Source organism: Deltaproteobacteria bacterium, from assembly GCA_023382265.1.
Taxonomy (GTDB): domain Bacteria; phylum JAMCPX01; class JAMCPX01; order JAMCPX01; family JAMCPX01; genus JAMCPX01.
Window position 1 is genome coordinate 1 of the sequence record JAMCPX010000007.1, and the last position, 26224, is coordinate 26224.

26 protein-coding genes, 2 tRNA genes, 1 pseudogene and 1 CRISPR repeat array are annotated in these 26224 nt (G+C 41.5%); of the genes and pseudogenes, 10 read left to right on the forward strand and 19 right to left on the reverse strand.

What is annotated here, in order from left to right; all coding sequences use genetic code 11:
* Positions 1–62: 62 nt before the first annotated feature.
* The 10 genes from M1381_00865 to cas2 all read left to right on the forward strand — a co-directional run bounded on the left by M1381_00865 (position 63) and on the right by cas2 (position 8558).
* Positions 63–173 (forward strand): hypothetical protein, encoded by a 111-nt coding sequence (locus tag M1381_00865; GenBank protein ID MCL4477641.1) that lies wholly within the window; start codon positions 63–65, stop codon positions 171–173.
* 63 nt (positions 174–236) lie between these two features.
* Complete coding sequence (gene cas3, locus M1381_00870; protein ID MCL4477642.1) at positions 237–2654, forward strand: CRISPR-associated helicase Cas3'; 2418 nt, start codon at positions 237–239, stop codon at positions 2652–2654.
* Complete coding sequence (locus M1381_00875; GenBank protein MCL4477643.1) at positions 2651–4096, forward strand: hypothetical protein; 1446 nt, start codon at positions 2651–2653, stop codon at positions 4094–4096. Before cas3 ends, M1381_00875 begins: the two co-directional genes overlap by 4 nt.
* Entirely contained in the window at positions 4093–5154 is a 1062-nt protein-coding gene (locus tag M1381_00880) for a hypothetical protein (GenBank protein MCL4477644.1), read from the forward strand. Before M1381_00875 ends, M1381_00880 begins: the two co-directional genes overlap by 4 nt.
* On the forward strand, positions 5135–5902 hold the full coding sequence (locus M1381_00885) for a hypothetical protein (GenBank protein MCL4477645.1): 768 nt from the start codon (positions 5135–5137) through the stop codon (positions 5900–5902). Before M1381_00880 ends, M1381_00885 begins: the two co-directional genes overlap by 20 nt.
* A 177-nt stretch (positions 5903–6079) precedes the next feature.
* Entirely contained in the window at positions 6080–6340 is a 261-nt protein-coding gene (locus M1381_00890) for a DUF4258 domain-containing protein (GenBank protein ID MCL4477646.1), read from the forward strand.
* 6 nt (positions 6341–6346) lie between these two features.
* A complete protein-coding gene (locus tag M1381_00895; protein ID MCL4477647.1) occupies positions 6347–6556 on the forward strand; it encodes a DUF2283 domain-containing protein in 210 nt (69 codons plus the stop codon).
* A 163-nt stretch (positions 6557–6719) separates the two neighbouring features.
* Entirely contained in the window at positions 6720–7232 is a 513-nt protein-coding gene (gene cas4 / locus M1381_00900) for a CRISPR-associated protein Cas4 (GenBank protein MCL4477648.1), read from the forward strand.
* An 18-nt stretch (positions 7233–7250) separates the two neighbouring features.
* The gene (gene cas1b, locus M1381_00905; GenBank protein MCL4477649.1) at positions 7251–8243 is read left to right on the forward strand and encodes a type I-B CRISPR-associated endonuclease Cas1b; all 993 of its coding nucleotides are present in this window, start codon (positions 7251–7253) and stop codon (positions 8241–8243) included.
* A 51-nt stretch (positions 8244–8294) separates the two neighbouring features.
* Positions 8295–8558, forward strand: coding sequence for a CRISPR-associated endonuclease Cas2 (cas2, locus tag M1381_00910; GenBank protein ID MCL4477650.1), 264 nt, complete (start codon positions 8295–8297; stop codon positions 8556–8558).
* A gap of 117 nt (positions 8559–8675) precedes the next feature.
* Positions 8676–10025: direct repeats of the CRISPR family, unit length 30 nt; unit sequence CTTTTAATCGCACCAGTATGGAATTGAAAC.
* 325 nt (positions 10026–10350) lie between these two features.
* Here the strand turns inward: cas2 and M1381_00915 are convergent.
* The 19 genes and pseudogenes from M1381_00915 to frr form a co-directional block, all read right to left on the reverse strand.
* A complete protein-coding gene (locus M1381_00915) occupies positions 10351–10722 on the reverse strand; it encodes a phage virion morphogenesis protein (protein ID MCL4477651.1) in 372 nt (123 codons plus the stop codon).
* Positions 10723–10917: 195 nt separating this feature from the next.
* A complete protein-coding gene (locus tag M1381_00920) occupies positions 10918–11430 on the reverse strand; it encodes a PBECR2 nuclease fold domain-containing protein (GenBank protein MCL4477652.1) in 513 nt (170 codons plus the stop codon).
* Positions 11431–11434: 4 nt separating this feature from the next.
* Positions 11435–11647: a hypothetical protein gene (locus M1381_00925; GenBank protein ID MCL4477653.1), complete on the reverse strand. Its 213-nt coding sequence runs from the start codon at positions 11645–11647 to the stop codon at positions 11435–11437.
* A gap of 114 nt (positions 11648–11761) precedes the next feature.
* Positions 11762–11827 (reverse strand): annotated as a pseudogene (locus tag M1381_00930) (hypothetical protein).
* Between the two features lie 419 nt (positions 11828–12246).
* Positions 12247–12918, reverse strand: coding sequence for a hypothetical protein (locus M1381_00935; GenBank protein MCL4477654.1), 672 nt, complete (start codon positions 12916–12918; stop codon positions 12247–12249).
* A 14-nt stretch (positions 12919–12932) separates the two neighbouring features.
* Complete coding sequence (locus M1381_00940) at positions 12933–13331, reverse strand: pyridoxamine 5'-phosphate oxidase family protein (protein ID MCL4477655.1); 399 nt, start codon at positions 13329–13331, stop codon at positions 12933–12935.
* 462 nt (positions 13332–13793) lie between these two features.
* Positions 13794–14219 (reverse strand): cytochrome C, encoded by a 426-nt coding sequence (locus tag M1381_00945; protein ID MCL4477656.1) that lies wholly within the window; start codon positions 14217–14219, stop codon positions 13794–13796.
* 104 nt (positions 14220–14323) lie between these two features.
* On the reverse strand, positions 14324–14674 hold the full coding sequence (locus M1381_00950; GenBank protein MCL4477657.1) for a DUF1634 domain-containing protein: 351 nt from the start codon (positions 14672–14674) through the stop codon (positions 14324–14326).
* Between the two features lie 62 nt (positions 14675–14736).
* Entirely contained in the window at positions 14737–15582 is an 846-nt protein-coding gene (locus M1381_00955) for a sulfite exporter TauE/SafE family protein (protein MCL4477658.1), read from the reverse strand.
* An 81-nt stretch (positions 15583–15663) separates the two neighbouring features.
* Positions 15664–15736, reverse strand: a tRNA-Thr gene (locus M1381_00960).
* An 847-nt stretch (positions 15737–16583) separates the two neighbouring features.
* Positions 16584–18038, reverse strand: a complete 1455-nt coding sequence (locus M1381_00965) for a hypothetical protein (GenBank protein MCL4477659.1) — start codon at positions 18036–18038, stop codon at positions 16584–16586.
* Positions 18031–21420: an acyl-CoA dehydratase activase gene (locus M1381_00970; protein ID MCL4477660.1), complete on the reverse strand. Its 3390-nt coding sequence runs from the start codon at positions 21418–21420 to the stop codon at positions 18031–18033. Before M1381_00970 ends, M1381_00965 begins: the two co-directional genes overlap by 8 nt.
* Entirely contained in the window at positions 21386–21973 is a 588-nt protein-coding gene (locus tag M1381_00975; protein ID MCL4477661.1) for a TetR/AcrR family transcriptional regulator, read from the reverse strand. Before M1381_00975 ends, M1381_00970 begins: the two co-directional genes overlap by 35 nt.
* Positions 21974–22200: 227 nt before the next feature.
* Positions 22201–22272 (reverse strand) — tRNA-Gly (locus M1381_00980).
* A gap of 125 nt (positions 22273–22397) precedes the next feature.
* Positions 22398–22736 carry a P-II family nitrogen regulator gene (locus M1381_00985; GenBank protein ID MCL4477662.1) on the reverse strand — a complete coding sequence of 113 codons (339 nt, stop codon included), beginning with the start codon at positions 22734–22736 and terminating at the stop codon, positions 22398–22400.
* Positions 22737–22985: 249 nt separating this feature from the next.
* On the reverse strand, positions 22986–24176 hold the full coding sequence (tyrS, locus tag M1381_00990) for a tyrosine--tRNA ligase (GenBank protein ID MCL4477663.1): 1191 nt from the start codon (positions 24174–24176) through the stop codon (positions 22986–22988).
* Between the two features lie 75 nt (positions 24177–24251).
* On the reverse strand, positions 24252–24452 hold the full coding sequence (locus M1381_00995; protein MCL4477664.1) for a 4Fe-4S binding protein: 201 nt from the start codon (positions 24450–24452) through the stop codon (positions 24252–24254).
* 73 nt (positions 24453–24525) lie between these two features.
* A complete protein-coding gene (locus M1381_01000) occupies positions 24526–25653 on the reverse strand; it encodes a M20 family metallopeptidase (protein MCL4477665.1) in 1128 nt (375 codons plus the stop codon).
* Between the two features lie 12 nt (positions 25654–25665).
* Positions 25666–26223 carry a ribosome recycling factor gene (gene frr, locus M1381_01005; protein ID MCL4477666.1) on the reverse strand — a complete coding sequence of 186 codons (558 nt, stop codon included), beginning with the start codon at positions 26221–26223 and terminating at the stop codon, positions 25666–25668.
* Position 26224 lies beyond the last annotated feature (1 nt).

A 26224-nucleotide genomic window follows, 5' to 3' on the forward strand; every position in this document is an offset into this window, starting at 1 on the left:
ATAAAAAAAGCGGCAAGATTACAAAGAACATCAATTTTAAAGGTACAAACATCATCGGCTTCATGGCACCGATTGAAGTAGCCGGCAACCCGGAGCTTATAGAAATAGGTTACGAGGCGGGCTTCGGAGAGAAGGGAAGCATGGGGTTTGGGATGGTTAAAAGAACGGTTTAACAGAGGTTTTATGTTATTTACATGGACAGGAAATCCGTGGGTGGATATGGGGAAGAGGATAAAATGGAATATACAAAATTTCAGAAACATGTAATCAACAAGTTAAAAAGTGGCAAGTCATTACTCCTTATCGCTCCAACAGGTTTAGGAAAGACTCTTGCAGTTACAGGGGACATACAGGATAGCTTTTGCAAGATGGTATATGCCGTTCCACTGAGGTCACTCGGCAAAGGCATTCAGAAAGAGATTTCGACCCTAAAAAGGGATGACAAAAGAATATCAGCCGTTATACATCACGGAGATATTCAGGAAAGCAAGTTGTTCGGTGAAGAAGTTGTTATCACAACATATGATCAGGTTGTTTGTGCTGTTCCTGGCTTGCCGCTCAGTCTTCCGCTCAGGGCGGGACATGCCATAGCAGGGGCATTACTTATGTCACGCCTGATCTTGGACGAAACACATTTGGCTTGGAGTATCTCTGATAAGGCATTGTCAATATTGCTTGCCATAATAGATTTCAGACAAAAACTTGGTTTGCAAACCATCGTCCTAACTGCAACTTTGCCAAAAGAAGTGGCAACTCTTATTTCCAAACGATTGAAACTGGAATTGATAATAGTTGGCGAAGGAGAGGTAGAGTCAGATGAAGGCTTGATACTCCGTGAAAATAATAGAAAAGTAACTATTTCAACCCTTGATTTAAAAAACAAAGGAAAGGGTAATGATAAGAAGCTCGACTGGCAACCGCTGGATGACAAATTAAAGAATGCTAAGGGTAAACGCATATACTTTGCCAATACAGTAGAACGACTACAAACAACTTACGACAGATTGATAGCATCCTCAACTATAAAAAAAGCCGACGAAATTATCGTCCTCCACAACCGAATGCCTCGTTCATGGAGAGCCGACGCAGAGCAGAGGTCGTACGATTGCTTTGGTAAGGGTTCACCCGATGGTGACCGGATTTTATTGACGAATCAGGTCGCAGAGGCAGGACTTGATATTTCCGCTCCATTAGTTATTTCTGATCCCGCTCCTGTGGATACACTGGTGCAAAGGGCTGGACGATGTGCCCGATGGTTCAGGAATAGTGAAACGAAAGGAGAATTTGTTGTTATTACTGCTCCCAAAACAGAAATTGAAGAAGGAAAGAAAGGATTAGCTCTTCCATACAAAGCTGCTTTGGTATTGGATGCTTTGCAAAAAAAACCAAATGGCCAAATGACTTGGCAGGCAGAAAAAGAATGGGTTAATCAAGTGTGGGGCGGCGGTTCAGAGAAAGCCATGAAATCGGTAGAGGAATCTCTTAATGAAATTACCTTTGCTTTAAATCTTTTTGACCGTGCAGCACAAGAGCAGAAGCCTGGCCAGATTGCAGGTGCATTCCGTGAGATTTTGTCCGTTGAAGTTGCTGTTGAAGAAGGGGATTCTGTTCGCATAGACGATTTGGCACAACGAGACTTGCAAATTATGCTAATGCAAGGTCAACATCCGGAGACATCTTCTATTTCTCTTGGTAGGGCATGGGCTTTAATCAGAAAATCGCAAGGTAAGTGTGCGGTAATCCGCTATAACGAACATGAAGACTTGGTTATTTCTCCGACTGATTCTGTAAGATTAGGTGATGTCTTGATTGTTCCTTCATCTGTAGCCTACCTTCACAGAACAAAAGGTCTCTGTTTTGGCGATACAAATGAAATTAAAGGCGTATTTAGGTGCAGTGATTGGCTGGCTAAGAAAGAAAGGTCAGGTGAACCTATTAAAAAAGAATATGGAAAGCAGCAAACCCTTTTGGAACACACATCAGGAGTAATGAAAGGAGTTTATCAGCGATTCACAAATGATGGTATGTACCGCTCCACGCTTAAGAACATTCTAAAATCCCTTGAACCCGAAAAAAATACAGAAACGCTTGCTAATATCGTTGCTTCTTTAAGTATGCTTGCTGCCGGTTTTCACGATTTAGGGAAAGCAGATAAAAATTGGCAAGCAAAAGCAGAAGAAATTGAAGGAAAACATTTCTCTGAACTTATAGGACGGACTTCAAAAATCGAAGGTCGAATAGGTGTTCCACATACGCCGCCTGGATATAATGCCATTGTAAAAGCTGCCGAATTGTTGATTGGTAATCTCGATTCAGCAGAATATTTAATTCGTTCGATTGCTCTTTCTGCTGCTCGCCACCATTCGAGTTTTTTAAATCCATCACAGGTAACTCATCATTTTGACCCGCATCCGCAAACTAATGAATTTATTAAAGCTGTCCTAAAAGCGGTTTCTGCTTCTGAAACAACAATAAAGCAATCTGATGAAATCCTCGAGGCAGCCAAAAAATCCCCAGCAAAAGAAGATGTGCCTCTGTTGTTACCTAATGTAGACCTTTTCCCTGTTTATGCCATTGTCGGGCGGGCAATTCTTATGGCTGACAGGGAAGATGCAGCAGGTGTGGAGTTAGAGATGTGGAGAACAAAACAATGATAGCTTTTGATTGGTCAAATGCTTCTTCGACATTACAGCATTTTGGCGGGAAGCCTGTTACATTATATGTGCAAAAGACAGGGTTACCGTTCTTTGATGTATTAAGGCTTTATGGCGCTATTGATTTGTACATTGGACTTCGAGAGGATGTTACTATACATGATGCTGGTAATGAATGGGAAGTTGCAGGAAGACAACGTGCTCATCTTTTAAAAGACAGAGATGTTGGCACTTTTAAACAAGTGTGGAATAAGAGAAAACCTGATGCCAAGAAATTTTGCGATTCCTTGCGCTCTCATATTTCTGAACGGCATCTTTCCTCTGACGACTATTTTATAGAGGGGAAAAAGAGCTATGATTCAACTTTACAGACAGGTATTAGAGGTATAGCTGCTTATAGTTACGAAACCTTGCAGACAGGTCAAACATCGAAGCCTGAATGTAAGGCTAATATCCCATTAGGTCAAGGAATGCTTGCCTTTGCAGGGGAGAAAAGAACAGAAAGTTTAGGAAACATTTTGTTTTTGCCTATCTTTGAGGGACAGATTGACCTGTCCAAAGTTGTAAGTCCTTTGCGTGCCTGGCTTGGATTACCCAATGTAATTTGCTCTCAGACCTTGGCTTTATTATCTCTTAAATCATCCCTTTTGGGGGAAGGATACGAGGAACGGTTATCTGCGGTTGTTTTCAACACAAACCTTGGAAGCCAACGAAGCGACAATTATTCTGGTTTGATTTCAATAAAATCAACAGCCATAAATAAAATTAAAACAGCCGATTTTGCTGCTCACCTATATCGTATGTTTAGAATATTAGTCAGCAAGGCTTGGAATAAACAAGGAAGAGAATACAAAGCTACAGAATTTGCACCTGATGCCATTGCAGTGGCTTATTGGCAGTTGCAACCTGTTGGCAAGCATCTGTCTTCAATGATTACATCGCAGGAGAGATTAAAAGCAAAAGGGAATCAATATGTTTTTACAAAACCTGAATATGTAAAGGAGGTATTTGATATGAGTTATGGAGATTGGAAAGGTGACCATGAAGCTGTGCAAAGGTTTGCCAAAGCCGTAGCATCAGCTATTTATTTTGCCAGACAGAGCAAGGCTGATAACAGTGAAAAAGGTAAGGTGTGGTATGACGAAGTTGTCATGCTCCGATCAGCGCCTTCACCAAGGGCTTTTTGCGAAAGAGCTTTAATCCTTTTGGAGCAAGGACATCGTGAGCATGGGCAGATCGGTACGGTTCACAGAGAGGAAGATTATGACCCTTCAGCGCTTATAGCAAGCATAGGAGAAGGACGAGATTTTGAGACTTTTCGTGACCTATTCAGAATGTACCTGATACAGGAGAGTACATATAAATCGAAAGAATCTGAAGCAGAGGTATCAGATACAGATACCCCTGAAACAAATAATTCAGGAGAGGAGGAATTAAAATGAAACTATGGAGTATATCTTTTGCCTATCGTTTAGGACTTGGTTTTCATGCATTGAATAATGAGGGATCTGATGGAAGCAATCTGATGCAGCCACGCCGTATTGATGTTGGACAGGTGACTTACGATGGAATAAGCGGAGAAATTATCAGACGGCATATTTTGGAAAATTTTGTAGAAATATGCAGAAACCAAGAGCCCAAAATTCCTATGTTACCATTGAGTGAAGGGCTACATCCTGACAGGGGGCCAATTGGAATTCGTGCTGCTGCAAGAAATGGTAATACCTCTCCTGTTAAACTTAACGGAACTAATCTTTTCCAAAGCGTCAGAACAGCAATTGAGAAGTGTGCAGTTCTTGATGTCGGAGGTTTTCTTGCTGCATGGAAAGATGCCCAAGGTGAAGCTAATGCTGGTGATTATATAGCGGAAAAAGATTATATTGATCAGCACTGCGCTGAACTTGAAAAGGTTGATCCGGTAAAAAGAGAATCCTGTTTTGATGTGGCATGGCTGATTAGCGAAAATCCACAGGATTTGACTGTTACCCAGCATTCGGCATTTCGTGATACAGCTTCAATGAACAGTCGATATGCACAAAGCATGCGCTCCAATACCTATGGTGGTATCATTCGAGCTGATTTGCATAGAATAGGAACAGATGATTACTGGTATTTACAAAATAATAAACAGAGATTAGCTATCACAGAGGATGAACAGAAGAAACGCCAGAAAGCGATTATAGCGGCGATAATAAACTTCATTATCTCACCTACAGGATCAAAAACTGCAGGATGGGCTCCTCATGTATTTTTAACAGAAGGCGCAATTCTTCTTACATCTACCAGAACAGCTCCATTTGCCTCGCCGATAAAAGTGGATTTAACTGATCAAAACACGCCAGTAAAGGCAGATTCAACTTATGCAAATAAAATGGAAGATATTAAAAATGATACTGACACGTGGGTGTGGAAATTCAAAAATGCCAAAGAGCTTATTGATACGGTTTCGAAGATAACAGACACATTAGACGGGAAAAACGATGGCAAGAAAAAAAGCTAAAACGGATTCAAAAACAATTACGCCTGTTCCTGCACCACCGTTAATTTGGATCAAGGCAGCGTATAAGTTCCATACCTATGCCTATCGTGATCCCCGTTCTGCCTTTGCATCTGCAATGGGTTCGCCTGTTGTATCTCCGACAACGGTCCTACTTGGGATTGCATCAACTTTGTTCTCCATCGGAAAAGCTTGTGAAGCCAAGGCTTTTCTCGATATCGCCCAGCATTGCAAAGTTGTTGTGGATGCGCCTGACGGTGTAATATTTTTTAGAGCGTTCCATCAACTGAGACGATATGAGACTGGCGAAATGAAAGTAAAGAAAGAAAAATATAAACCAAATGAACGAATTGGTTTAACAAAGATAAATCAAGGAACTCGTGAATACGGTTTGGTCGAGGGTCAAATTATTCTTTATGTTGGAATACCAGAAGAACATTATGAAGCAGTTAAATTGGCACTTACAAATTTAGGGCATTTTGGAACGCATGATTCTATGTGTTCATTAATTGGTAATGCTGAAAAGTGTTCTAAACCGGATAATGTGGTTTACATTCCGCCGGAACAGTGGGAAACTAGCATACCATCCGGTTCTACCGCTGTGACTCTTTCACGCTTTAAGAATGACGATATTAAACCAACTTTGTCTAACTGGTGGATGGCTGGGGGAGAAAATACAGAACGAGTTCAGTATTTTATTAAAGGTAAATTCGAAGGTACATCAAGAGGGAAAATATATAAAAAACATTGAATCAACCATCACCGCAACTGCTTTCAATTACTTCTTCATCTGTCATCGCAAGCTGTGGTTGTTTGCGCATATGGATAGGATAAATTGAGGAGATTAGGTTTTTATGTTATAAACCTTCTATTATAGCTTTTATGGATATTCAATGACTGAAAGGAATACAAATCTCATACAATTTAAATGAATATTAAGTTTACAAAACACGCAAAAGAAAGAGCGATTCAAAGAGGAGCTACAAAGCAAGAAATTGAAAATGTTCTTTTAGCAGGTATTGAATCATTGGCAAAAGGAAATAAAAAATCAAAAGATATGGTTTTTGAGTATAATAGAGAATGGTTGGGCAAAATTTATCCACAAAAGAAAATAAAAGTGATATATGTTAAAGAAAGAAATGATATTATAATTATTACAGTAAAAGTATTTTATGGCGAATGGAGGTAGAATAATATGAAAATTACTTATGACCCTAAATATGATTTGCTCTATTTAAAAATGGGTGAAGCTAAAAAGGTTTTATGTAAAGAAGTTAACGATGATATAACCGTAGATATGGATGCTAAGGGAAAATTGATAGGCATTGAAATCCTTTCAGCATCGCAACATGTTGATCTAAAAATGCTGTTGCCGGTAGAAATCAAGAAAACAGCAGTGAGATGAATTATCAATGAAGAAGTTAAGATACAAAAAGAGAATGTGTCTTAACAAAGAATGGAAGCTGTTCTTGTCATTGGGCAATGCCATGTTTAACCTAATGCCGCTGAACTGGTTAATCTTGCAGAATAATTTTTAGAAGGCATTAAAAGATTTATTGCTTAGTAATATGGATATTTCGATCCCTTTTTCGCACCTACAGATCACCGGTACGGAATTCAATTACTTCTTCATCTGTCATCGCAAGCTGTGGCTGTTTGCACATGATATACAGATGGAGCAGGAGTCCGACAATGTGTACCTTGGCAATTTGATCCATGAACATTCGTATCCAAGAGAGAAAAAAGAGATTATGATAGACGGCGTAATCAGGATTGATTTCCTTGATGATGGAGCTGTGCATGAGGTGAAGAAATCTGATAAAATGGAAGAATCTCATATATGGCAGGTGTTATATTACATTTATTGTCTCAGGCAAAAGGGTGTGGATATACGGAATGGAGTTATCAACTATCCCAAACAGAAACGTACCACGTCGGTAGAACTGACACCTGAAAATGAAATTGAAATTACTCATACGCTCGTAAAAATAAAAGAAGTAGAGTCAATGCCACAACCTCCGGAGATTTTAAATACAAGGCTCTGTAAAAAGTGCGGCTATGAAGATTTCTGCTATTCCTAACCATTCCATGTCAAAAAAATGAAGCGTAACTACTACATTACAAAAAACGGCCGTTTAAAACGTCAGGATAACACAGTTTATCTTGAATTTGAGTCAGGCGAAAAAAAGGTAATTCCTATAGAGGATGTGGAAGGCATTTATCTGATGGGTGAGATGGATCTGAATACCAAGCTTCTCAATTTTCTGGCACAGCAAAAAATTCCAGTGCATGTATTCAATTACTACGGCTATTACTCAGGCTCATATTATCCGAGAGAGCATCTGAATTCCGGTTTTCTCCTTGTCAATCAGGTGGAAAGCTATAAGAATCAGGAAAAGCGGCTTGTCATCGCAAAGGAATTTATATTGAGCGCCTCGCACAATATTCTCAGAAATCTTAAATATTACCAGAGCCGCCAATCAGGTCTCGAGGGTTACATAACTGATATCGAAGCAAAGATCCCAGAATTAGAGAAAGCCCCTGGTATTCAGGAACTCATGGCATGGGAAGGCCATGTAAGGGAGCGCTATTATGATAGTTTCAATGTCATTCTTAATCTCAAGGAAGAATTTACCAAACGGACAAAGAGACCGCCCGACAACATGATGAATGCACTTATATCGTTCGGCAATTCCCTGTTATATGCAACAACACTTGGTGAGATCTATCATACCCAGCTTAATCCCACTATAAGTTTTCTTCACGAGCCTGGCAACCGAAGATTTTCGCTCAGTCTGGACATATCCGAGGTATTCAAACCTATTATCGTTGATCATGTAATATTCAAACTGATCAATACCGGCATGCTTGATAATACGGATTTCGATAAGGACATAAACTTCTGCTATCTCACCGAAAAGGGCAGGAAGATTTTTCTCAGGGAATATGACGAGCGCCTCGACACGACAATCAAGCATAGAACACTGAAGCGGAATGTTTCTTACCGACACATGATTCGGCTGGAATGTTATAATCTTGAGAAATGTATTGCGGGTATCGATGAATATAAAGGGTTTAGGGCATGGTGGTAACGTTACTCGAAGACACTCTTAATGATTCCCGGGCATCAAAGGTTTAAGAATATGTATGTGATTCTGGTATACGATGTAAAAGAAAATAGGGTACAGAAAGTACATAAGCTTTTGAAACGGTATCTGAACTGGGTGCAGAATTCAGTTTTTGAAGGGGAACTTACAGAAGGACAGTTCGAGGCGATGAAGATAGATGTTAAGGAACGTATGAAAACAGAAGAGGATTCTGTAATCATTTATAAGCTCGGCAGCTTGAAGTATACAGATCGTGAGATAGTTGGCGTTGAAAAGAATTTGACAGATAACCTATTGTAGGTATAATTCTATCAGGAAAGTCGTCGAGGATACGGAGTTTTTACATGATCAGAGGTAGACAGATGGTTTTGTGTTCTTTGACAACTTAATATGCTGTTTTTTCGGCAAAAATTTTGCCTTTTAATCGCACCAGTATGGAATTGAAACTATATGCTGTTAAATGTCCCCACCGAACCCCTAACTTTTAATCGCACCAGTATGGAATTGAAACTTCTTTGCAGTTATTTCGTCAATTTTACCTGTAATTCTTTTAATCGCACCAGTATGGAATTGAAACGTAGATAATAAACTACTGTGTCCTAAAAGTTCTTTCACTTTTAATCGCACCAGTATGGAATTGAAACCAGACTCAACCGATCCTACAAAACGACCTTTATCCTCTTTTAATCGCACCAGTATGGAATTGAAACAGCATCAACGATATTCGGGACTCGTCATTCGTCGGTCCTTTTAATCGCACCAGTATGGAATTGAAACAATATCGTTGATGCTCGGCTCACCATCTTCTTTGCTCTTTTAATCGCACCAGTATGGAATTGAAACTATAAAAGATGGCTTAGAAGAGGCTATAATTCTGTCTTTTAATCGCACCAGTATGGAATTGAAACCACTCAGTTGGGCGGCAAATTATGGGTATGTCGATCTTTTAATCGCACCAGTATGGAATTGAAACGACATTTTTTCAGAAGAACCTGCTTCAGATGCACCCTTTTAATCGCACCAGTATGGAATTGAAACTTTGGTCCCATGCTACACCTCACCTATCAGGTTTTTCTTTTAATCGCACCAGTATGGAATTGAAACATATATATATATGAACTCGGAAACTTTTAAAAACATCTTTTAATCGCACCAGTATGGAATTGAAACGCGATAATAAATAATCGTTAATGTCGTCAAGTATTACTTTTAATCGCACCAGTATGGAATTGAAACCGCTCCCCGCCTGCGGCGTGCCAGGCGCGGACAACTTTTAATCGCACCAGTATGGAATTGAAACTTACCTGCCGCCCAGCTGAGTGCGGTATCGCCGTACCTTTTAATCGCACCAGTATGGAATTGAAACTTATCATAAAAAAAGATGAATGCAATTGTGATATTAATCTTTTAATCGCACCAGTATGGAATTGAAACTAAATAGTATAGCCTCCAGTATCATGTGGATCGTCTGACTTTTAATCGCACCAGTATGGAATTGAAACTGATCTCTCGTCTGGGCTTTGGGAGTTAGATAGCTCTTTTAATCGCACCAGTATGGAATTGAAACCTCGTATATTATCTGCTGATAGGTATTGGGCACGCTCCTTTTAATCGCACCAGTATGGAATTGAAACCCTGCAATGCAGGACCGCCACGATAGCGCAATGAAGCTTTTAATCGCACCAGTATGGAATTGAAACAAAATCTCAGCAGGCTCGGAAGATTTAGACAAGTACACTTTTAATCGCACCAGTATGGAATTGAAACTTATTTAATATTGAACCCGTCAAATTTAACATCGCCTTTTTGACTTTATTATTATTTGTGTTGCAGGATTTATCATACTTTGGTTTATAAGAGAATCTTTTAAATCCCTTAGGCAGATATTAATTGTTGTTGCCAAAATCATTCGCTATATAATAGATGTCTTTCCTCATTCTACAAAGAAAATTAAAGAAAGTTTTGCCGAGACTATTACTGTTCAGAAGACAAAAGGCATAAGCATTGTAACCAAAATCGCGATTGGGGTTTTTATTGGCTTCTTTGGATTGCTTGCCATTTTTTTGATATATGCAAGTCTAACGCCTACACCCTAATCCACTTTTAACGCCGCTTCAATAGCCTCTATAATCTCATTTATATCGTCATTATCCAGGACGAGGAAGGGATGCGCGGGAATGCGGGCGCTCTGGTTTCTGCCGGCAAGTCCGCCGAATTGATGGATTGCGGCATAAGCTTTATTTGTTCCAACCGATGCGCTGTTGGCATCGAAATCGGTTGTCACAGATGAAGCAAGCGAGCCGGTGCGCTGGAGCATTTGCCCGGGCCAGTGCCCTTGTTTCTCACGCTGTTTTATTGTCGAGAGTGCAAGAGGCAGCCAGTGGTCATGGCGGCCTTCCTTCTCAAAGTTTTGTTCCACCGCATCAGCCATGATGCCGGCGATTTTGCGCATGACCGGCGTCATATCCTTGCTGGTTGCCTCCAGCTGCTTGAGTAGCTTCACGACATCACGGTCGTCTATGTGCACGTATATGGTAGTTTCACTCATTTTGACATAACCTTTTTTTGGTGTATATATTATAATAATTATCAGGAATCATCGATACTGCCGCTTGCGGCGGTGCAACCTTATCCGGGGCTTTGGTCGGTGGTTCCTTTTTTATTTTTTTATACTCTTTGGAAACAACAATGTCCCAGTGCGCTGTTTGTTCAGGTAATCCAGATTCCCGGGCTGAAAAGTAGTTGTTCCCTGCCATGTACCATTAATATTATCAAAGACTGCATATCCGCCGATCTTCCCGCTGGCGTCTTTATATATGCCGATATATCGTCGGCACAGCCGCCATTTACCGTCTTGCGTTTGTACAAAGGTCTCCCAGATTTCAGAAGGATGTTTTATCGTATCAGCAAGCATAGGGAGGTAAATCTCCCGGTCGGCCTGAAAGACTTTATAATCTTTATATTGATCCTGGACCGGCTTACTTTTGTCTCTTGTAAAAAGAGCATCAGAAACCACAAGTGGAACGTTTGCATCGTCCGTAAAAACCACCGGTGGGGCACCTACTTTTGTTCCAAAAATATTCAGAAATTTATCGATGTACTGTATAGGCGTATCGTTACTCTGTTGATGAGCAGGTTGTATGAGGGCCGTTGTAAGCGGCGCGGCATACATATTACTACAGGGGATCGTCGAGGGGAGTATATATGCCGGTTGATTTGTATGGAGGTGGTGTTGGTTTGAGCGTAAAAGGCGCCATGTCGTCGCGACCAGGGCAGTAGCTCCAGCCTTTGTCCGGAGCGATATCCATACCGGTGACCGGGTCGTGAAATGTTGTCACCGGAACTTTCTCATTCGAGCCTTTGCTGAGCGGCTCATAAGTCGTACTCATATTCCCCGCCGACGATTCCACCTTTGCACCGCTACGTTTCAGGGCGCTCTCGCTCAGGGCTGCCGTACGGCAACGGCAATTAAATCCGTTCGGGGGAAAGTGGGAGCGCCAGAATGGATCATCATACCGAAACACTATGCCGTTAAGTGCCGCGTGCGTGGGACGTGTCTTTGCATCCATAACCGCGACATACTCCCAGTATGGACGATCTGCCGCCATATCACTTTTAATCTCACCAGTATGGAATTGAAACTTCCGTGACAATTCCCGTGGATACAATTAACCCAAAAAATACAATAGGGCAGATTTAAAGATACAAACCTTTTGCAAGCCCTTCTGAGATCAAAAAGAGAGAAACGAAAGCGTGGCTATTGAAGATAAGATTTCACTTAAAAAATACCGCCCAAAATAGGTTCTCTGAGAACATTTTCTATGAACCCCGTTAGAAAAGACATGGCTTTTGTCCTTTTTTTTTGCACTATGCAGGCAGACAGTTTTAAGACTCCGAACCCTTTTCACTGCCGTGTCTGGGAATATTGTTTGCAATCAACAGGTTGGAAAGCTTTTAGTCCAGTGGGTTGAAAGATCTTTATAACCAATCATTTCCTGTATTTCCCATCAGACTCAATCCATTTTTTTACCGCGTGTAACGCCTTTGGTAGATCTTTCCGTGTTAGATAATTCTCCACAAACTCAGGAACAAAAGAGCCTACATCGAGTTTGCTTCCGTACCGTGCAAGCGTATGATCATCATCAATTTTATAAAACTGCCAGTAGCCGTACAGATCTTTTATGTCATGTTTGTATGACTTATCCAGTTTCCATGTTAATCTATAATCATTATCTTGAAAGTAATGGTTTACACGGTAGCGGATTGTAAAGAATAAAGCCTTTACGGTAAACGCCACTGTATTGCCGTTCTTATAGCTATTTACAAGATTTGATTCCTCAAGATCGGGTATGTATTGTGCCTGACATTCTGTACATTTTATCAATCTCCAGACCTTCTCAATAGGTTTGTTGATAACGAGGGATGCCTTAATCAGAGATTTATTTCTATTCTCGGATTTTGAATCTTGTTTGAGGATAACAATCTCCCCTGCCTCAAGGTTATTTATGTCTGTAATTGTTAATCCTGCGAGTGCTTTTGGAGAAAGTGGTGGAGAGGATAGTTTTATTGTATCATTTCCATATACTGTTCGAGTGAGAGATATAAACAGTAACAAGCTCAATAGCAGGGTAGTGTTTTTTAATAGATTCACGTGCTTCACAATACCTCCGTTAATTATGCAATTCTTTCACCAGCAGTGGGACCTGGCTTAAGATTGTAAATCTCTTCAACCTTTACTGCTATAACAGCTAAAGGTGCCGGTCTGTTTAATTGAGCAGCCATTTCTTTTGCTTTTTCAAAAATCGGGCCCGATGTAACAATGCCGGCATGCCCAAAAAACCTAAAACCTTCTGTTCTCTCTTTATTCACCACGGCGATTGCAACAATCGGATTTTCCTTTATATTTGAAAAAGTCCTTTTACCGGTACCTTCATTAAAGATAATTGTTTCATCATCCAAAGCTCTTGTACTTTTTTTAGGACCTACATCAGGTATGCCCTGTTTGTTTGCAGTGGCTACAAAGCATTGATTCTCGGCTATTAATGTTTTCATAGCATCGGTTAATTTAGTCATATTTATCTCCTTTTTTTATCTTATTGTCACATCATGTACAACAATTTTTATATTTAACTCAATTCACTTTAATTTCCAATAAATATTGATTCGAAATGCCTTTGCCCTATGGTGCTTGTCATAAGGTACAATGTCCTGACAGGGTGGCATGGAATTCCCGGTCACCCATTTTTAATCTTACCTAAAACTACACTCTGATCTATGATGCAGAAACTTTTTTTAAAAATACGTTTAACAAATAGAAATGGAGGTAAAAATAAAAAAATCATGATCGGCTTTTCAACTTTCCAACATAAGCAGGTTAAGCTTTATACAGTTATTGTAGTAATATTAAGGAAGCGGCTGCGGGTTAGACTTTTTCAGGCAAAGATATTGTAGAATGATGCGACAAACCAGCTGGTATGGCTGTTTTTTTTACTTCACTCGACGATGGTTTGTCCATATACACCCCAGTCGCTTGTATCACTGCGGCTTCCCGCCCATGTCCATCGGCTTGCCCTGGGAAAGCGAGGTAATGTAGCTGACCAAGGCGTTCATCTCGGCGCTGCCGTAAGCGGGGGGCTTGCCATGAAGCGCACCAACGATACAATTCCCGATCTGGTCTTCCAATGTAATCACCTTGTTAACCTTGGGATTGAAGCGGGGGAAAATGGTTGCGGCATTGGCGAGGCTTGGGAATTTCATGCCGCCTGGCATCCTGCCTGGTTCTATCCCACCATCAGTGTGACAGGTTTCGCATGTCTTACCGTTGCCGCCGAAAGTACCATGTATGAATAGATCCTTACCTTGCTGGATTGCCTTTTCCAGTTGCGGCTTGCCGGCGGCGTAAAGAATCGAAGAAAAAACCATCATGATCACTACACTGAACAATGGTGTAATGCGTTTCATTGTTAATCTCCTTTCAATTTTAAAGTTAATAATCTGTATAAAAATTCTCTTATCCCACCCTCCATTCCTATGTTCTGTTTCAGCGGCATCTTATAGTTACCCTTCTAACGCAAGAAGAGGCTGTAAGTCAGAACACTGAATACTAACGCAGTGAAAAACGTGTACTTGCGATTGCGCTCCACGAAGGCAAAGTAGAGCATAGAGGCAAACACGCGCAGGTATGGCGTCAGCATCAGCGTGGCAATCCCCATGCTGATGAAGAGATGCGGTTGAAAATCGCCAGATAACATCTGCCGTATATCTGTAAGCACAAAGACGTACAAATTCATGCCCGCTATAGAATATGTAATCCCCAGTTGACCGGTCACCAGCCAGCTCCAGACAATACCAATGGCAATCAGTGCCATGCTCAGTAACACACCGATCAACAAAATGTATCCAACCAGAGCTTCCATATCAAAACCCGACCTCTTTGTACCGGCCGGTTGATGCCTATCTGTTGTTCCCTCAAGTGCTATCATCTTATAATTCCGATCCCGCGCAAAATCATTTCAATACCTAATACCGCTAAAACCACTAAGAAAAAATGGCGTATTTTTTGATTTGTGAACCTGACGAGTAGCCGTGTGGCAATAAATGCGCCTATAAGAATGCCCAGAATCACAGGCGCAGCAAGCCCTGGATCGATCAAACCTGCTGCAAGATAAACACTCGCGCCTGCAAGCGCCGTCACACCGATAATCAGGTTGCTTGTGGTGGTGGACACTTTCGGCGGCAGTCCCATTACCAGATCGTGGATCAACACCTTGAGTGCTCCTGCTCCGATCCCGAGTAGCCCGGCGATCAATCCTGCACCAAACATAAGCGGCCCGCCAAAGTAGGCACGCACCCCGCGATAGCTGATGGTTTGTCCAACTGCCTGGTCATAATAACTCCCTTCTAATTGCAGCCACTTGGAAAACGCATCTTGATGTGTAACGGGTGTCCATCCATCGTGCCTCTGCAAGAAAAGAGCCGCCCATGCTCCCAGCAACACGATTCCGAAAACGAAAAAAAGCGGACCCTGTGCCGAAACCACGGTTATTGCTGCACCAACCAGTGCACCTACAATTGTAAACATCTCAAGGAACATGCCGACCTTGAGATTGGTAATATGATCACGCACATACGCCGAGGCTGAACCGCTTGATGTGGCAATTACTGAGACAATACTAATGGCAATGGCATGCTTGATGTCCATGCCCATCAAAGTGAGAGCTGGAATAAGAACAACACCGCCGCCCATCCCGCTCATCGCACCGATAAAACCTGCTATAATGGAAATAAAAAAAAGTAATTCGAAAGACACGGTAAGCTCCTTCAATGTTGTGTATAGTTTGACGCTTTGAACATGTCAAGGAACCATGGGGCGGTCTGCTCTCAACGACTTATTTGAAAAACAAAAAGCTGGGAGTGGGACTTGAACCCGCAACCTGCGCATTACGAATGCGCTGCTCTACCAATTGAGCTATCCCAGCGCCGAGCTATTATTGTATTGCAAAAATATGGGCATGCGTCAAGCAGTGAGCTCTATGGACAGTATGGCGAGCTTTCTATCCTCTCCAGCGAGGAGATGCCAGGGTAGGTTTCTGCTCCATCGATATACGCTGTGTCAGCCCATTGGCATCGAAAATTTGTATGTCAGTAAGACAGTCGGCATTGATACCCATTTGCCGTAGAAGTAGTGGTAGCCTGAAAAATAATACCTACTCACATAATAATTCAAACTCATATTGCCCTTTTGCCCCGCCCGTCGAGGAAGAAGATAGAAATTTAGGATGACGCAATCTTGTAATTTCAGATGCGATCGGCAAGAAATGAAGCTGTAAATTCAATCTTTCTTTGCTTCATTTACGATGGCTTTTATTGCGCCATCTACAGAGTTAAACCTGATCTTTTTTCCTTTCTCTGCATTGAGTATCCGTTTTTCAAACAATTTCTTCTTCCTTGCTTTCAGCGAAGATAAGAAACGAAATCTTCAATCTCTTTCAGATACTTTTTAGGGAGCTTCGAGAGAAGATTATCAATCTTTTCCTTTTCAAGCGTATCGGTCTGCATGTATTTATAATACTTATTTTCAAAAAATAGCCAAGCTTGTTTATTTATTAAAATTCTGTGATAAATCTGTTTTTGCCTTTTTGGTATTATGATTGAGCTGCTCTACCAATCGAGCTATCCCGGCATCGCATATGGATTCTCTCAGAAAAACCCTTATTCTGTCAGGGCAATGAACAAGGTCTATGTGTTCCATGGTACGCCGGTATAGATTCTCTGGATCCCCGCTCTTGCTGGAATAACAACATGGAAGCTTTAACTCGCCGTAAACTATTTTCCCCTTGACGCATGTACTGCAAAGTTTGCCGCAGTGCCTGTGTACAGGTGCGGCAGGGTTATCATTGGGTTGGAAAGAGAACCATGCTTATCCCGTTCTTTGAGCCTGTTGTAATCTATGCCGTGCTCCTGTAGCGCCTTATTGAACTCCTCATTTGCCCTCTGCCTTGCCTCGTAGAGTTTCATCTGAACCCTGCTTTTGACATTGACCTCTGCATCCCCAGATGTCTCTATTGAAACGAATATGCTCTCTGCCAGATCACTCGTGACCTTTGACTGCACTCCGTCGCTTAGCGTACTGGGCATACATCCGAACGGCTTTACAGAAACAACCATGTGTGCCTTTTTTTCTTTGAAAGCCATTATATGCTTACCTACCTCGAGGTGCCCCTCGCCTCCGGTTATGCGAACATTAAAGTAGGGTGATGCATAATCCGCAAGCCTTTTCTGCGAGGGCAGCCTGCTTGTCCATCGGCCAATCGCCCTTCTGTAGGTGTTGAAATAAAAATTAAAGAGCTTCTTTAACATGAATATACCCATCAGTCTTCCTGCGGCAATTACGGGCTTGATCATGAAACGATCCTTTTCTTCAAGGGAGCTGCTCCATAAAAGGTAATCTATCCATGTGGAGACAGGCTCTGTTTTTACCTCGGCACCCTCTGATTCAAGCCATCTTGCAAGCCTGTAACTGCCGTCGCCTTCTGTTGTCTGCGCCCAGAACTCTCCTATGATCTGAACGATAGGTTTGACCCTGAGATAATCAACCTCTATCCTGACAAGCCTCTTGTGAAGCCCTCGCAGGGCTGCGGTTATCGATGTATTGTCCAGAAAAGCATTGTAAAAACTGTTTCTGTAAAGAGCTATCACTTCGTCAGTTTCGCCGGTGTTTTTTTCATAGGGTCTTATCCTGTAACCTATTTCGTTCAGTATGTCTCCAAGAACAAGTGCCTTTATAAGTGCTTTATAAAATGCTCTGTTTGCCTGTAAGCCGTTCTGTACCCCTTTTTCAAACTTGTCTGACTGTTCAAATGTAAGGATCCTGAAGTTCCTGAAGCCCGCCTCACGAAGCGATTTCCTGTATTCCGATTCATACATGCCGAACCTGCACGGACCGCACGCCCCTGCGGTCAGAAACACGAACCGATCTTCTATATCGAAAACACCGCTCATTTTAAGGTTATTCAAATACCTGATAAGATTGCCAACGGTATAGTATGTTGGGTTGCACTGGCCACGGTTGCCGTACTCCTTCCCTGTCTGGAGTGCCTGATTATCGGGTACGGGCAGATGATCGGCATTATAACCAAGACTTTCCATTACGCCCTTTATAAGGTGCTCATGATTTAATGTGAGTCCGCCGAATAGTATTGTTGTCCTGTCCCTCTGTTCTCTTGTGAATGGCAGCTCGGAATGTTTTTTGTAATGTTGTATGTTTTTCCGGTTAATCATAATTTCCAACCTGTTCCGGGATATAAACTGCGATTGACTTAAGATTTATAGGTACATCCTCAGTCTCATTTCTTAAATGTCCCGAATACTGTTTCAAAAAATAATCAATAGTCTCTATCCTTATTTTTATTGATCCTGCAGGTTTGTTCTCATCTATGTCATGGAATGTAAAATAAGGGGTATCGGATGCCTTTAAAATGGATTCAATAGTGCTGTAAATGGGTGCGTCATTCCCGCACCTGAAACTTGACAGGTCAACCGCGACAAGGTTTTTGTGCCTTGCAACATACTTTGCGGCCCAGAGTTTTTTGTTTGTGTTTTCGCTGTAAGAGTTTTTCCAGACATCATCTATACTCATGGGGTTTTCAAGTTCTCCCGCAGCAAGTTCATCGCCGAACAGCATTGACAATGCTTCCCGATCAATCGGGAGTGATTCTATAGTAAATACTGGATAACCGCGTTTCTGGAGTTCTGACAGTATATCATGATTTATTCCTGGATCAGCATGGTAAGGCCTGCCAAGCACTGCGATCCCTATCCTTTTTTCTTTTTCGAGTCTTCTCAATACTCCCATGGCACGATTTCTCAAAACAGTGTAAAACCGCTCGAGTGATAGTTCTCCTGATGCGATTGCGTGCCTGTTTTCCAGCATGCTAACACCGAACCACTCCTTGAAGAATCTATACATCTGGAACCTGAAAAGTTCCGGCTCCGACATGTTCAGTACCGGGTTTAAATATTTTATTCCTCGCTGCTGAAACACATCGTCCTGTTTTGTGAATGCCGCCTTGACGGCCTCCGGCATTATTGTGGCTGAAGGGCATGCATGACTGTTTATGGTGTTGACAAGCTCTGTTTTAAGGGTAAGCATAATCGGGTAGAATATTGCATCAACGTTCTTTTCATATATAAGGTTATGCACGTGTGCGAGTGCGGCCTTGCTCGGGAAACACTGGTCTATCGAACCTCTCCTTGTGCCGTGTTTATACATCAGTTCATCCGTTACATCCGAAAAAACGATATTCTCTCCGGGTACGCCGAGGGCTTTAAGATATCCTGTAAAAAACGGTGCCGTCCCATACATGTTTAACGCCCTCGGTATTCCTATCCTTGTGTGTTTGCGGGAATCCAAATATTTTCCGCTTGTCCTTTTTCGCAACGCTATAGGCAGGATGGATTTATTAACAGGGTGCTTCAACGTATAGCCTGACGATTCAATATCCGTTGAAAATGCTTCACGGGACATAATGTCCGCAAAATTGGGATTGTCCTTTTTAATTCTGCTGGTCTGAGATTTTATTGTCTTTACCGCATCGATATTATCCGCCATACCTTTTTCGCATGATGCCACGATAAATCTGCTCTGTTTCCCCACGCCTTTGTGCATGTCAATAAATATCCTGAGACATTTGTTCTTACAGAAATTACAACGTGTTGTTTGGTCCTGTGTTATTGAGTAGGCAAGGTCCCGCACCGCATCAATGCCTATGAATCCCGTAGGCCTGCCGGCGAGTACACTGATAGCCTCGATCGCAGCACCTATTGCCCCGCTTTCACCCGTATATTTATGAACAATGATATTGGCGTCGGGAACTCTTGCTTTTATAAAATCATGTTGCGCCTTTACAACCGCAAGGTTGTTATGCGTGCCGCCCTGCAAAACAAAATTTTTGCCGAACTTCCCGAGGTTTGATTCCTGAACAACATACAGCCAGATGTTCCTGGGCAATACGTCCGCAAGCCCTGCCATTATCTCTTCCCTTGTAAACCCCTGCTGCTGGAAATTAACAATATCAGCCTCAAGAAACACAGCGCATCCGTAGTTAAACGATGGTGCACGTGCCGCTTTTAATGCAACTTCAGCATATTCGTTAATCTCATAACCGAACCTGTTTGCGGTATTCTGCAGAAAATATCCGTTGCCGGCAGAACATTGCGTGTTCAGCCTGAAGTCTTTTACCCTGCCGTTGTCCAGGAATATGATCTTTATGTCCTGTCCGCCCACATCGCAGATTACGTCTACGTCCTTGTAAAAATGAAGCGCCGATTTTGTATGCGCCACGGTCTCAACGATAGCAACATCCGCACCTACCGCCTCTTTTATCATGTCCTTTGCATAGCCTGTTGTGCCTGCACCGAGTATCTCAAGTTTTTTACCGTTGGTGATTACGGCATCGTTTAAACTCAGGATGATCTGTTTCGTATCATCTATCGGATTACCGCGCGAGAGTATGTAAGACCGTTCAATGACCTCTCCGTCCCCTGTAATAAGCACACCCTTTGTTGATGTGGAACCTCCGTCTATACCAAGATATGCCTTAATAACTTTATCACTGTTAAGCCTTAAGTCCGCTTTATAAGACGGGGATACACTTTTCAGAAAAGACACGGCGTCCTTGTGTTTGCCGGAATGCCCCTGTAATCCGGGATTATAGGTATTCCTTATTTTGCCGAGATGCTGTGAAAGCAGGGCTGCACCGCTAAACCTGCTTTCCCTCCCATCCGATATGCCGTAGAATATGCTTCCTATTGCGGCAAAAAACTGGGCATTGTCCGGCACTCTAATATGGAATGCTGGATCATTTTTTACTTTTATGCCTCTCTGCTCCCATAGCAGCGGTATATTATGCTGCCACGCCTGTTTTAATGCAGGTATAAATGTGTTAGGCCCTCCGAGCAGCAACACATCAGGGTTAAGCGTATTGCCGCGCGTGAGGACACTCAGGTTCTGCTGTACTATTGCCTCAAACAATGATGCCATGAGCTCTTCCGGTGGGACTCCCTGCTTCTGAAGACTGTTTATGTCCATCTCGGCAAACACGCCGCACCTGCCTGCAACTGCGTGTATCTTTATACCGGCATATTTAAGATTCGAGAGGTACTGTTGTGTAATATTTAGTTTTACTGCGATCCTGTCTATAACTGTTCCTGTGCCGCCTGCACACTTGTCATTCATGGTTGTAAATATGCGCTTCCTGCCTGTAGACGGATCTACAGACCATATTATTGCCTTTGCATCCTGTCCGCCTATTTCAATTACGCTGTTTATGTCCGGGTACAGCTTTTCTACCACAAGGGTTACTGCGTTGACTTCCTGTACATACCTGCACCCTAATACGGATGCGATCGTGGCTCCACCGCTGCCTGTGACAAAAAGGCTTATGTCCGCATTACCGAACCGCTCCTGCACTGCTGACAGAAACTCTATGACCGTTTCTATCTGTCTCGCCTCGTGCCTCTGATAGGAACTGTAAAGTATGCTTTGGGCATCATCCAGCACAACGCCCTTTACTGTTGTAGAACCGACATCGAGGCCCGTGTAATAATGTCCAGTACCGCGGGGTATGTTATTTGAGGGATAACCCATATAAACTAAAATCAATTAACCCTTTTATAATGATATCAACCCGCGGGAGATTATTATCGGTACGCGTAATCTTATCCATGATCTCCTTTATTCCGCCGGTTATAAATGCGGCAATAAGTTTAAGGTTACACTGCTTAACGAGATTCATCTGTATGCCGAGTGTTAATGCACTCTCTATAAGGGCGGTAATTTTGTTATAGAAGCTGTCAATCTTCTGGTCGGTAATCCCGTCGAGACCTGGAGCGTGCCTGAATAGTATCCTTGCAAGCTCAGGGTCGTCGGTTGCAAATTGAAAGACCCTTTTTATATTATCCGATATCTGTTCCAGAGGCGGTTTTTGATCTTTCCCGACAATGACCCTTTTCACGGCATTATTGATCCTCTCGAGCAACTGATCAAACAGGGCATCAAAGATTTCCCTCTTATCCTTAAAATAAATGTAAAACGTGCCTCTCGCTATATCGGCACGTTTTATGATATCGCTTATACTCGTTTCATGGTAGCCTTTTATAGCGAACATCTCTTTTGCCGCACTTAAAATTAATAGCTTTCTTTCTTCATGTAACATCGCACCCTCTATTAGACTGACATGTCAGTCTAATTATATAGTAAACCAGTGTTTGTCAATATTTTTTTAATATGATCAAATAATCTTATTTATTACAGAGTTATCCTGCTTAGATGTCTTTTCGCATGATTGGCCATTTAACATTAAAATTAGGCAAGTTTATCTGCTTATGAACTTCCATATTTTTTAAATGCACTTTTGGGTTAAACAACTTCTTAGCAATTAAAAGCGGGCGACCGGACTCGAACCGGCGACGTCAAGCTTGGGAAGCTTGCATTCTACCACTGAATTACACCCGCATTTGTGTCACTTTTAACAGAATGTTTTAGATATGTCAATTTACCGTATAAGCATACCGGGTAGTCCGCTGATGTCAAGCTCAGCGACATTATAAATTTGCATAATAGCTGTACATTAAAATCGTTTATAACGCATTGTATCCTGTTTCGCCTGTTCTTATTCTAAGTGCTTCCTCTATTGATAAAACGAATATTTTCCCGTCGCCGATTGAACCGGTTTTAGCAGCATCTGCAATTGCAGTTACTATTTTTTCAGACTGCTCGTTCTGTACAACGATCTCGAGTTTTAGTTTTGGGACAAAATCTGTCTTATATTCTGCGCCCCTGTAAAATTCTGTATGTCCTTTTTGTCTGCCAAAGCCTTTAACCTCGGTTATTGTCATACCCATTATACTCAATTCTACAAGTGCAGCCTTCACCTTATCAAGGGTAAACGGTTTTATTATTGCTATGATCATCTTCATCTGTTCCTCCTACAGATAAAGTATAAAGCATAAGCTGTGCCAAATGATATTTTTTCAATGAGCAGCCGGAGATAAGGCTTAAGACATGATGTTTTATAAAACATAATAATAAAAATATTACACTAATGTGATGATGAGACAATAATGTTATAGATGCGTTGTCACCCAAATAACCTATTTAAAGAATCAGGGAGTCTATGAGATTACTAAAAATCTGGGTCTGCAGAGTTAGCCTCCTCATAAACCATCTCAGAGAAATTTCATTTTTACCGGCTTTTTCTTACCGATTTTTATGATATAATTGCCGTGTGCGTTTAGTTTATAAAAGATATCATTTATGGTTTCATTGTTTATGCTTATACTGCCGCTCTGTATAAGCCTTTTTGTTTCCGATTTACTTGATACAAGACCTGTATCCGCAAACAGATCGTATAATAAAACAGACTCCGCTGCGGTATGCATTTCATACTCTTTTAAATTGCCGGGAAGCTCTTTTCTTGAGAATATTCTTTCAAAATCATGCATCGCTTCATTTGCTTTTTCTTCCGAATGAAATCTTTTACAAATCATAAATGCAAGTTGTTTTTTAATATCCATTGGGTTTTGTTTTTTTGAAAGTGACTGCTCTTTTAATGATGCAATCACTGATTCCGGCAGATCCGTCAGCAGTTCATAGTACGACCACATCAATTCATCGGATATGCTCATGATCTTTCCGAACATCATATCGGCCGGTTCATCAATGCCGATATAGTTACCATAAGATTTGCTCATTTTTTTTATGCCGTCGAGTCCTGGTAATAACGGCATTGTTAAAACGATTTGCGGTTTTTGATTATAAGCCTCCTGCAGAACCCTGCCTACAAGAAGGTTAAATTTTTGATCGTTTCCACCTATCTCCACATCTGCATTAAGCATAACAGAATCATAGCCCTGCATTAATGGATAAAGAAGTTCATGGATCCCAATAGGTTTATTCTCCGTATAACGATTTTTAAAATCATCTCTTTCAAGCAGCCTTGCTATGGTGTAGTTTGACGTGAGTTTCATTAGTTGTATCATATCCATTTTCATAAACCATTCGGAATTGTATCTGACTTCTGTTTTTACAGGATCAAGGATCTTAAAAGCCTGCTCGGTATAAGTCTTTGCGTTTCTGAGCACCTGTTCTCTTGAAAGCTGTGGTCTTGTTACCGATACACCTGTTGGATCGCCTATCATTGCCGTAAAATCACCTATAAGGAATAAAACGGTATGTCCTGCAAGCTGAAAATGCCTTAGTTTTTCCATTAAAACGGTGTGTCCAAGGTGTATATCTGCCGATGTTGGATCAAATCCGGCTTTTACCCTTAGAGTATGCTTTGACAGAATACGTTCTTTTAATTCACTTTCCCGTATAATTTCAACTGAACCTTTTTTTATGAGGGACAATGTATCCATTAGAATTAAAAATCCAAACTTGGAAAACTATTTAAAAAGGAGGGCGTAATCAAACGCCCTCCTTGAAGTGCTGGATCAGGCTTTGATTATACAATTTACAGGACAAACAGCAACGCAGTATTGAACTGTAATCTTACCTGCTTTTATTTCCTCTTCATCTTCTGTACACTTTGCAGGGTCTATTATATATAGATCCCCGGGACTTATAGCACCACGTGGACATTCAGGCTCGCACACGCCACAGGCTATACATTCCTCTGTAATTTTCAATGCCATGTCAATCTCCTCCTTTTAAAGTTATCTGTTTTAGTATACTTTATAATATAGCGTCCTTCAGGGCAAACATAGTTTAAAGCCACTTTTTTTTATAATGTAAAGAATTATCTTTATACATGTTCATTGCCGTCATTGCAAGCAGCTTTGCTCCTGATTTCACCATTTTATACGCAAAAGGTTTGTCTCCTGCAACCCTGAACGCCTCCGAATGAGCCGGCGTTGCTCTATGCGTAATTTTCAAGGTAGGGTGTATTGTTCTTACAACATGGCTTACATTGCCTATATCGGATGAACCAAGTTCATGATCGGTAAAAAAATTGTCAACCTTTATCCCCATCTCCCTTGCATGCTTTTCAAATACACGGGCAAGCGTAAAATCAGGCTTTAACGGATAATAGGTGTTGCCAATATTATTAATCCTATAATTAAGTTTATATGTTATGGCGGCACCTCTAACCATTTCTTTAAACCTTTTCAGCAAAGCTGCATGGGATGATAAAGTTTTTGATCTTATGTAAAATTCTGCAACGGCAATCTCAGGAATTACATTGGGTGCAGCCCCGCCCTTTCTTATAATACCGTCTATCCTGTCTCCGCCCCTCATTGTTATCCTGTTCGCATCTATTGCTTGAAACAAAGACAGGATACCGGCAAGCGAGCTTCTCCCATCCCATGGATTTGCAGAGGCGTGTGAAGATATACCTTTAAAAATAACCTCGTGTCTTGATAATGATAATGATAACTTTATGATCTCCGTTCTATCGGCAGGATGTATCATCATCACAGCATAAATGTCTTTGAATATTCCCATTCTGACAAGAGTTGCCTTTGCTCCAATAGTTTCTTCTGCAGGACAACCTATAATGTGTATGGTTCCTTTTGATTTTAAACTTTTCTGTACCCCTATACCCCCAAGCACTGAAATTCCTGTTATCAGGTGGTGCCCGCATGCATGTCCCATACCGTCAAGTGCGTCGTACTCTGCAAGAAACGCTATCTCCGGCTTACCCTTTCCTGATGTGGCAACAAAAGATGTCGGCAAATCATCAACATCTTTTATGGAAAACCCGTAAGAACTTAACAGATCGCATATTTTTGTTTTTGCCTTAAATTCTTTTAAACCTGTTTCGGGATTGTTGTATATGTATCTTACAAGATTGATAACATCGGAATAAGCATCATCAATTGCGCTTAAAAGCAAAGAATGGGGAATCTATACCTCCATTATTTCCTTGTTCTTTTTCTCAACAAGGTCATCTATCTTTTTTATAAATTCATCGGTAAGCTCCTGGACCCGCTTTTGGAAAACCTTTACTTGATCCTCGGTGCTTTTTTTTTCCTTTTCGCTTTTTTTAATTTCATCATTTGATGTTCTTCTTATATTACGGATGGAGATGCGCGCATCTTCCGCAAATTTATTTGTGATCTTTGTCAATTCCTTTCGCCTTTCCTCGGTTAGCGATGGTATGGAGATACGGATGATTTTGCCGTCATTAATCGGGGTAAGCCCGAGATCGGATATGAGTATGGCTTTTTCTATATCAGCAATAGCATTTGCATCCCATGGCTGTATGATGATTTGTTTCGGCTCGGGTGTTGTAATCGAGGCGATTTGGTTCAAAGGAGTTAGCGTCCCGTAATAATTTACCTTTACGATATCGAAAATTGATGCAGAAGCCCTTCCAGTTCTGATCCGTACAAGTTCACTTCTGAATACATCTATGCTTTTTTCCATCTTTTCTTTTGTTTCATGGATGATTTTGTCTTCCATA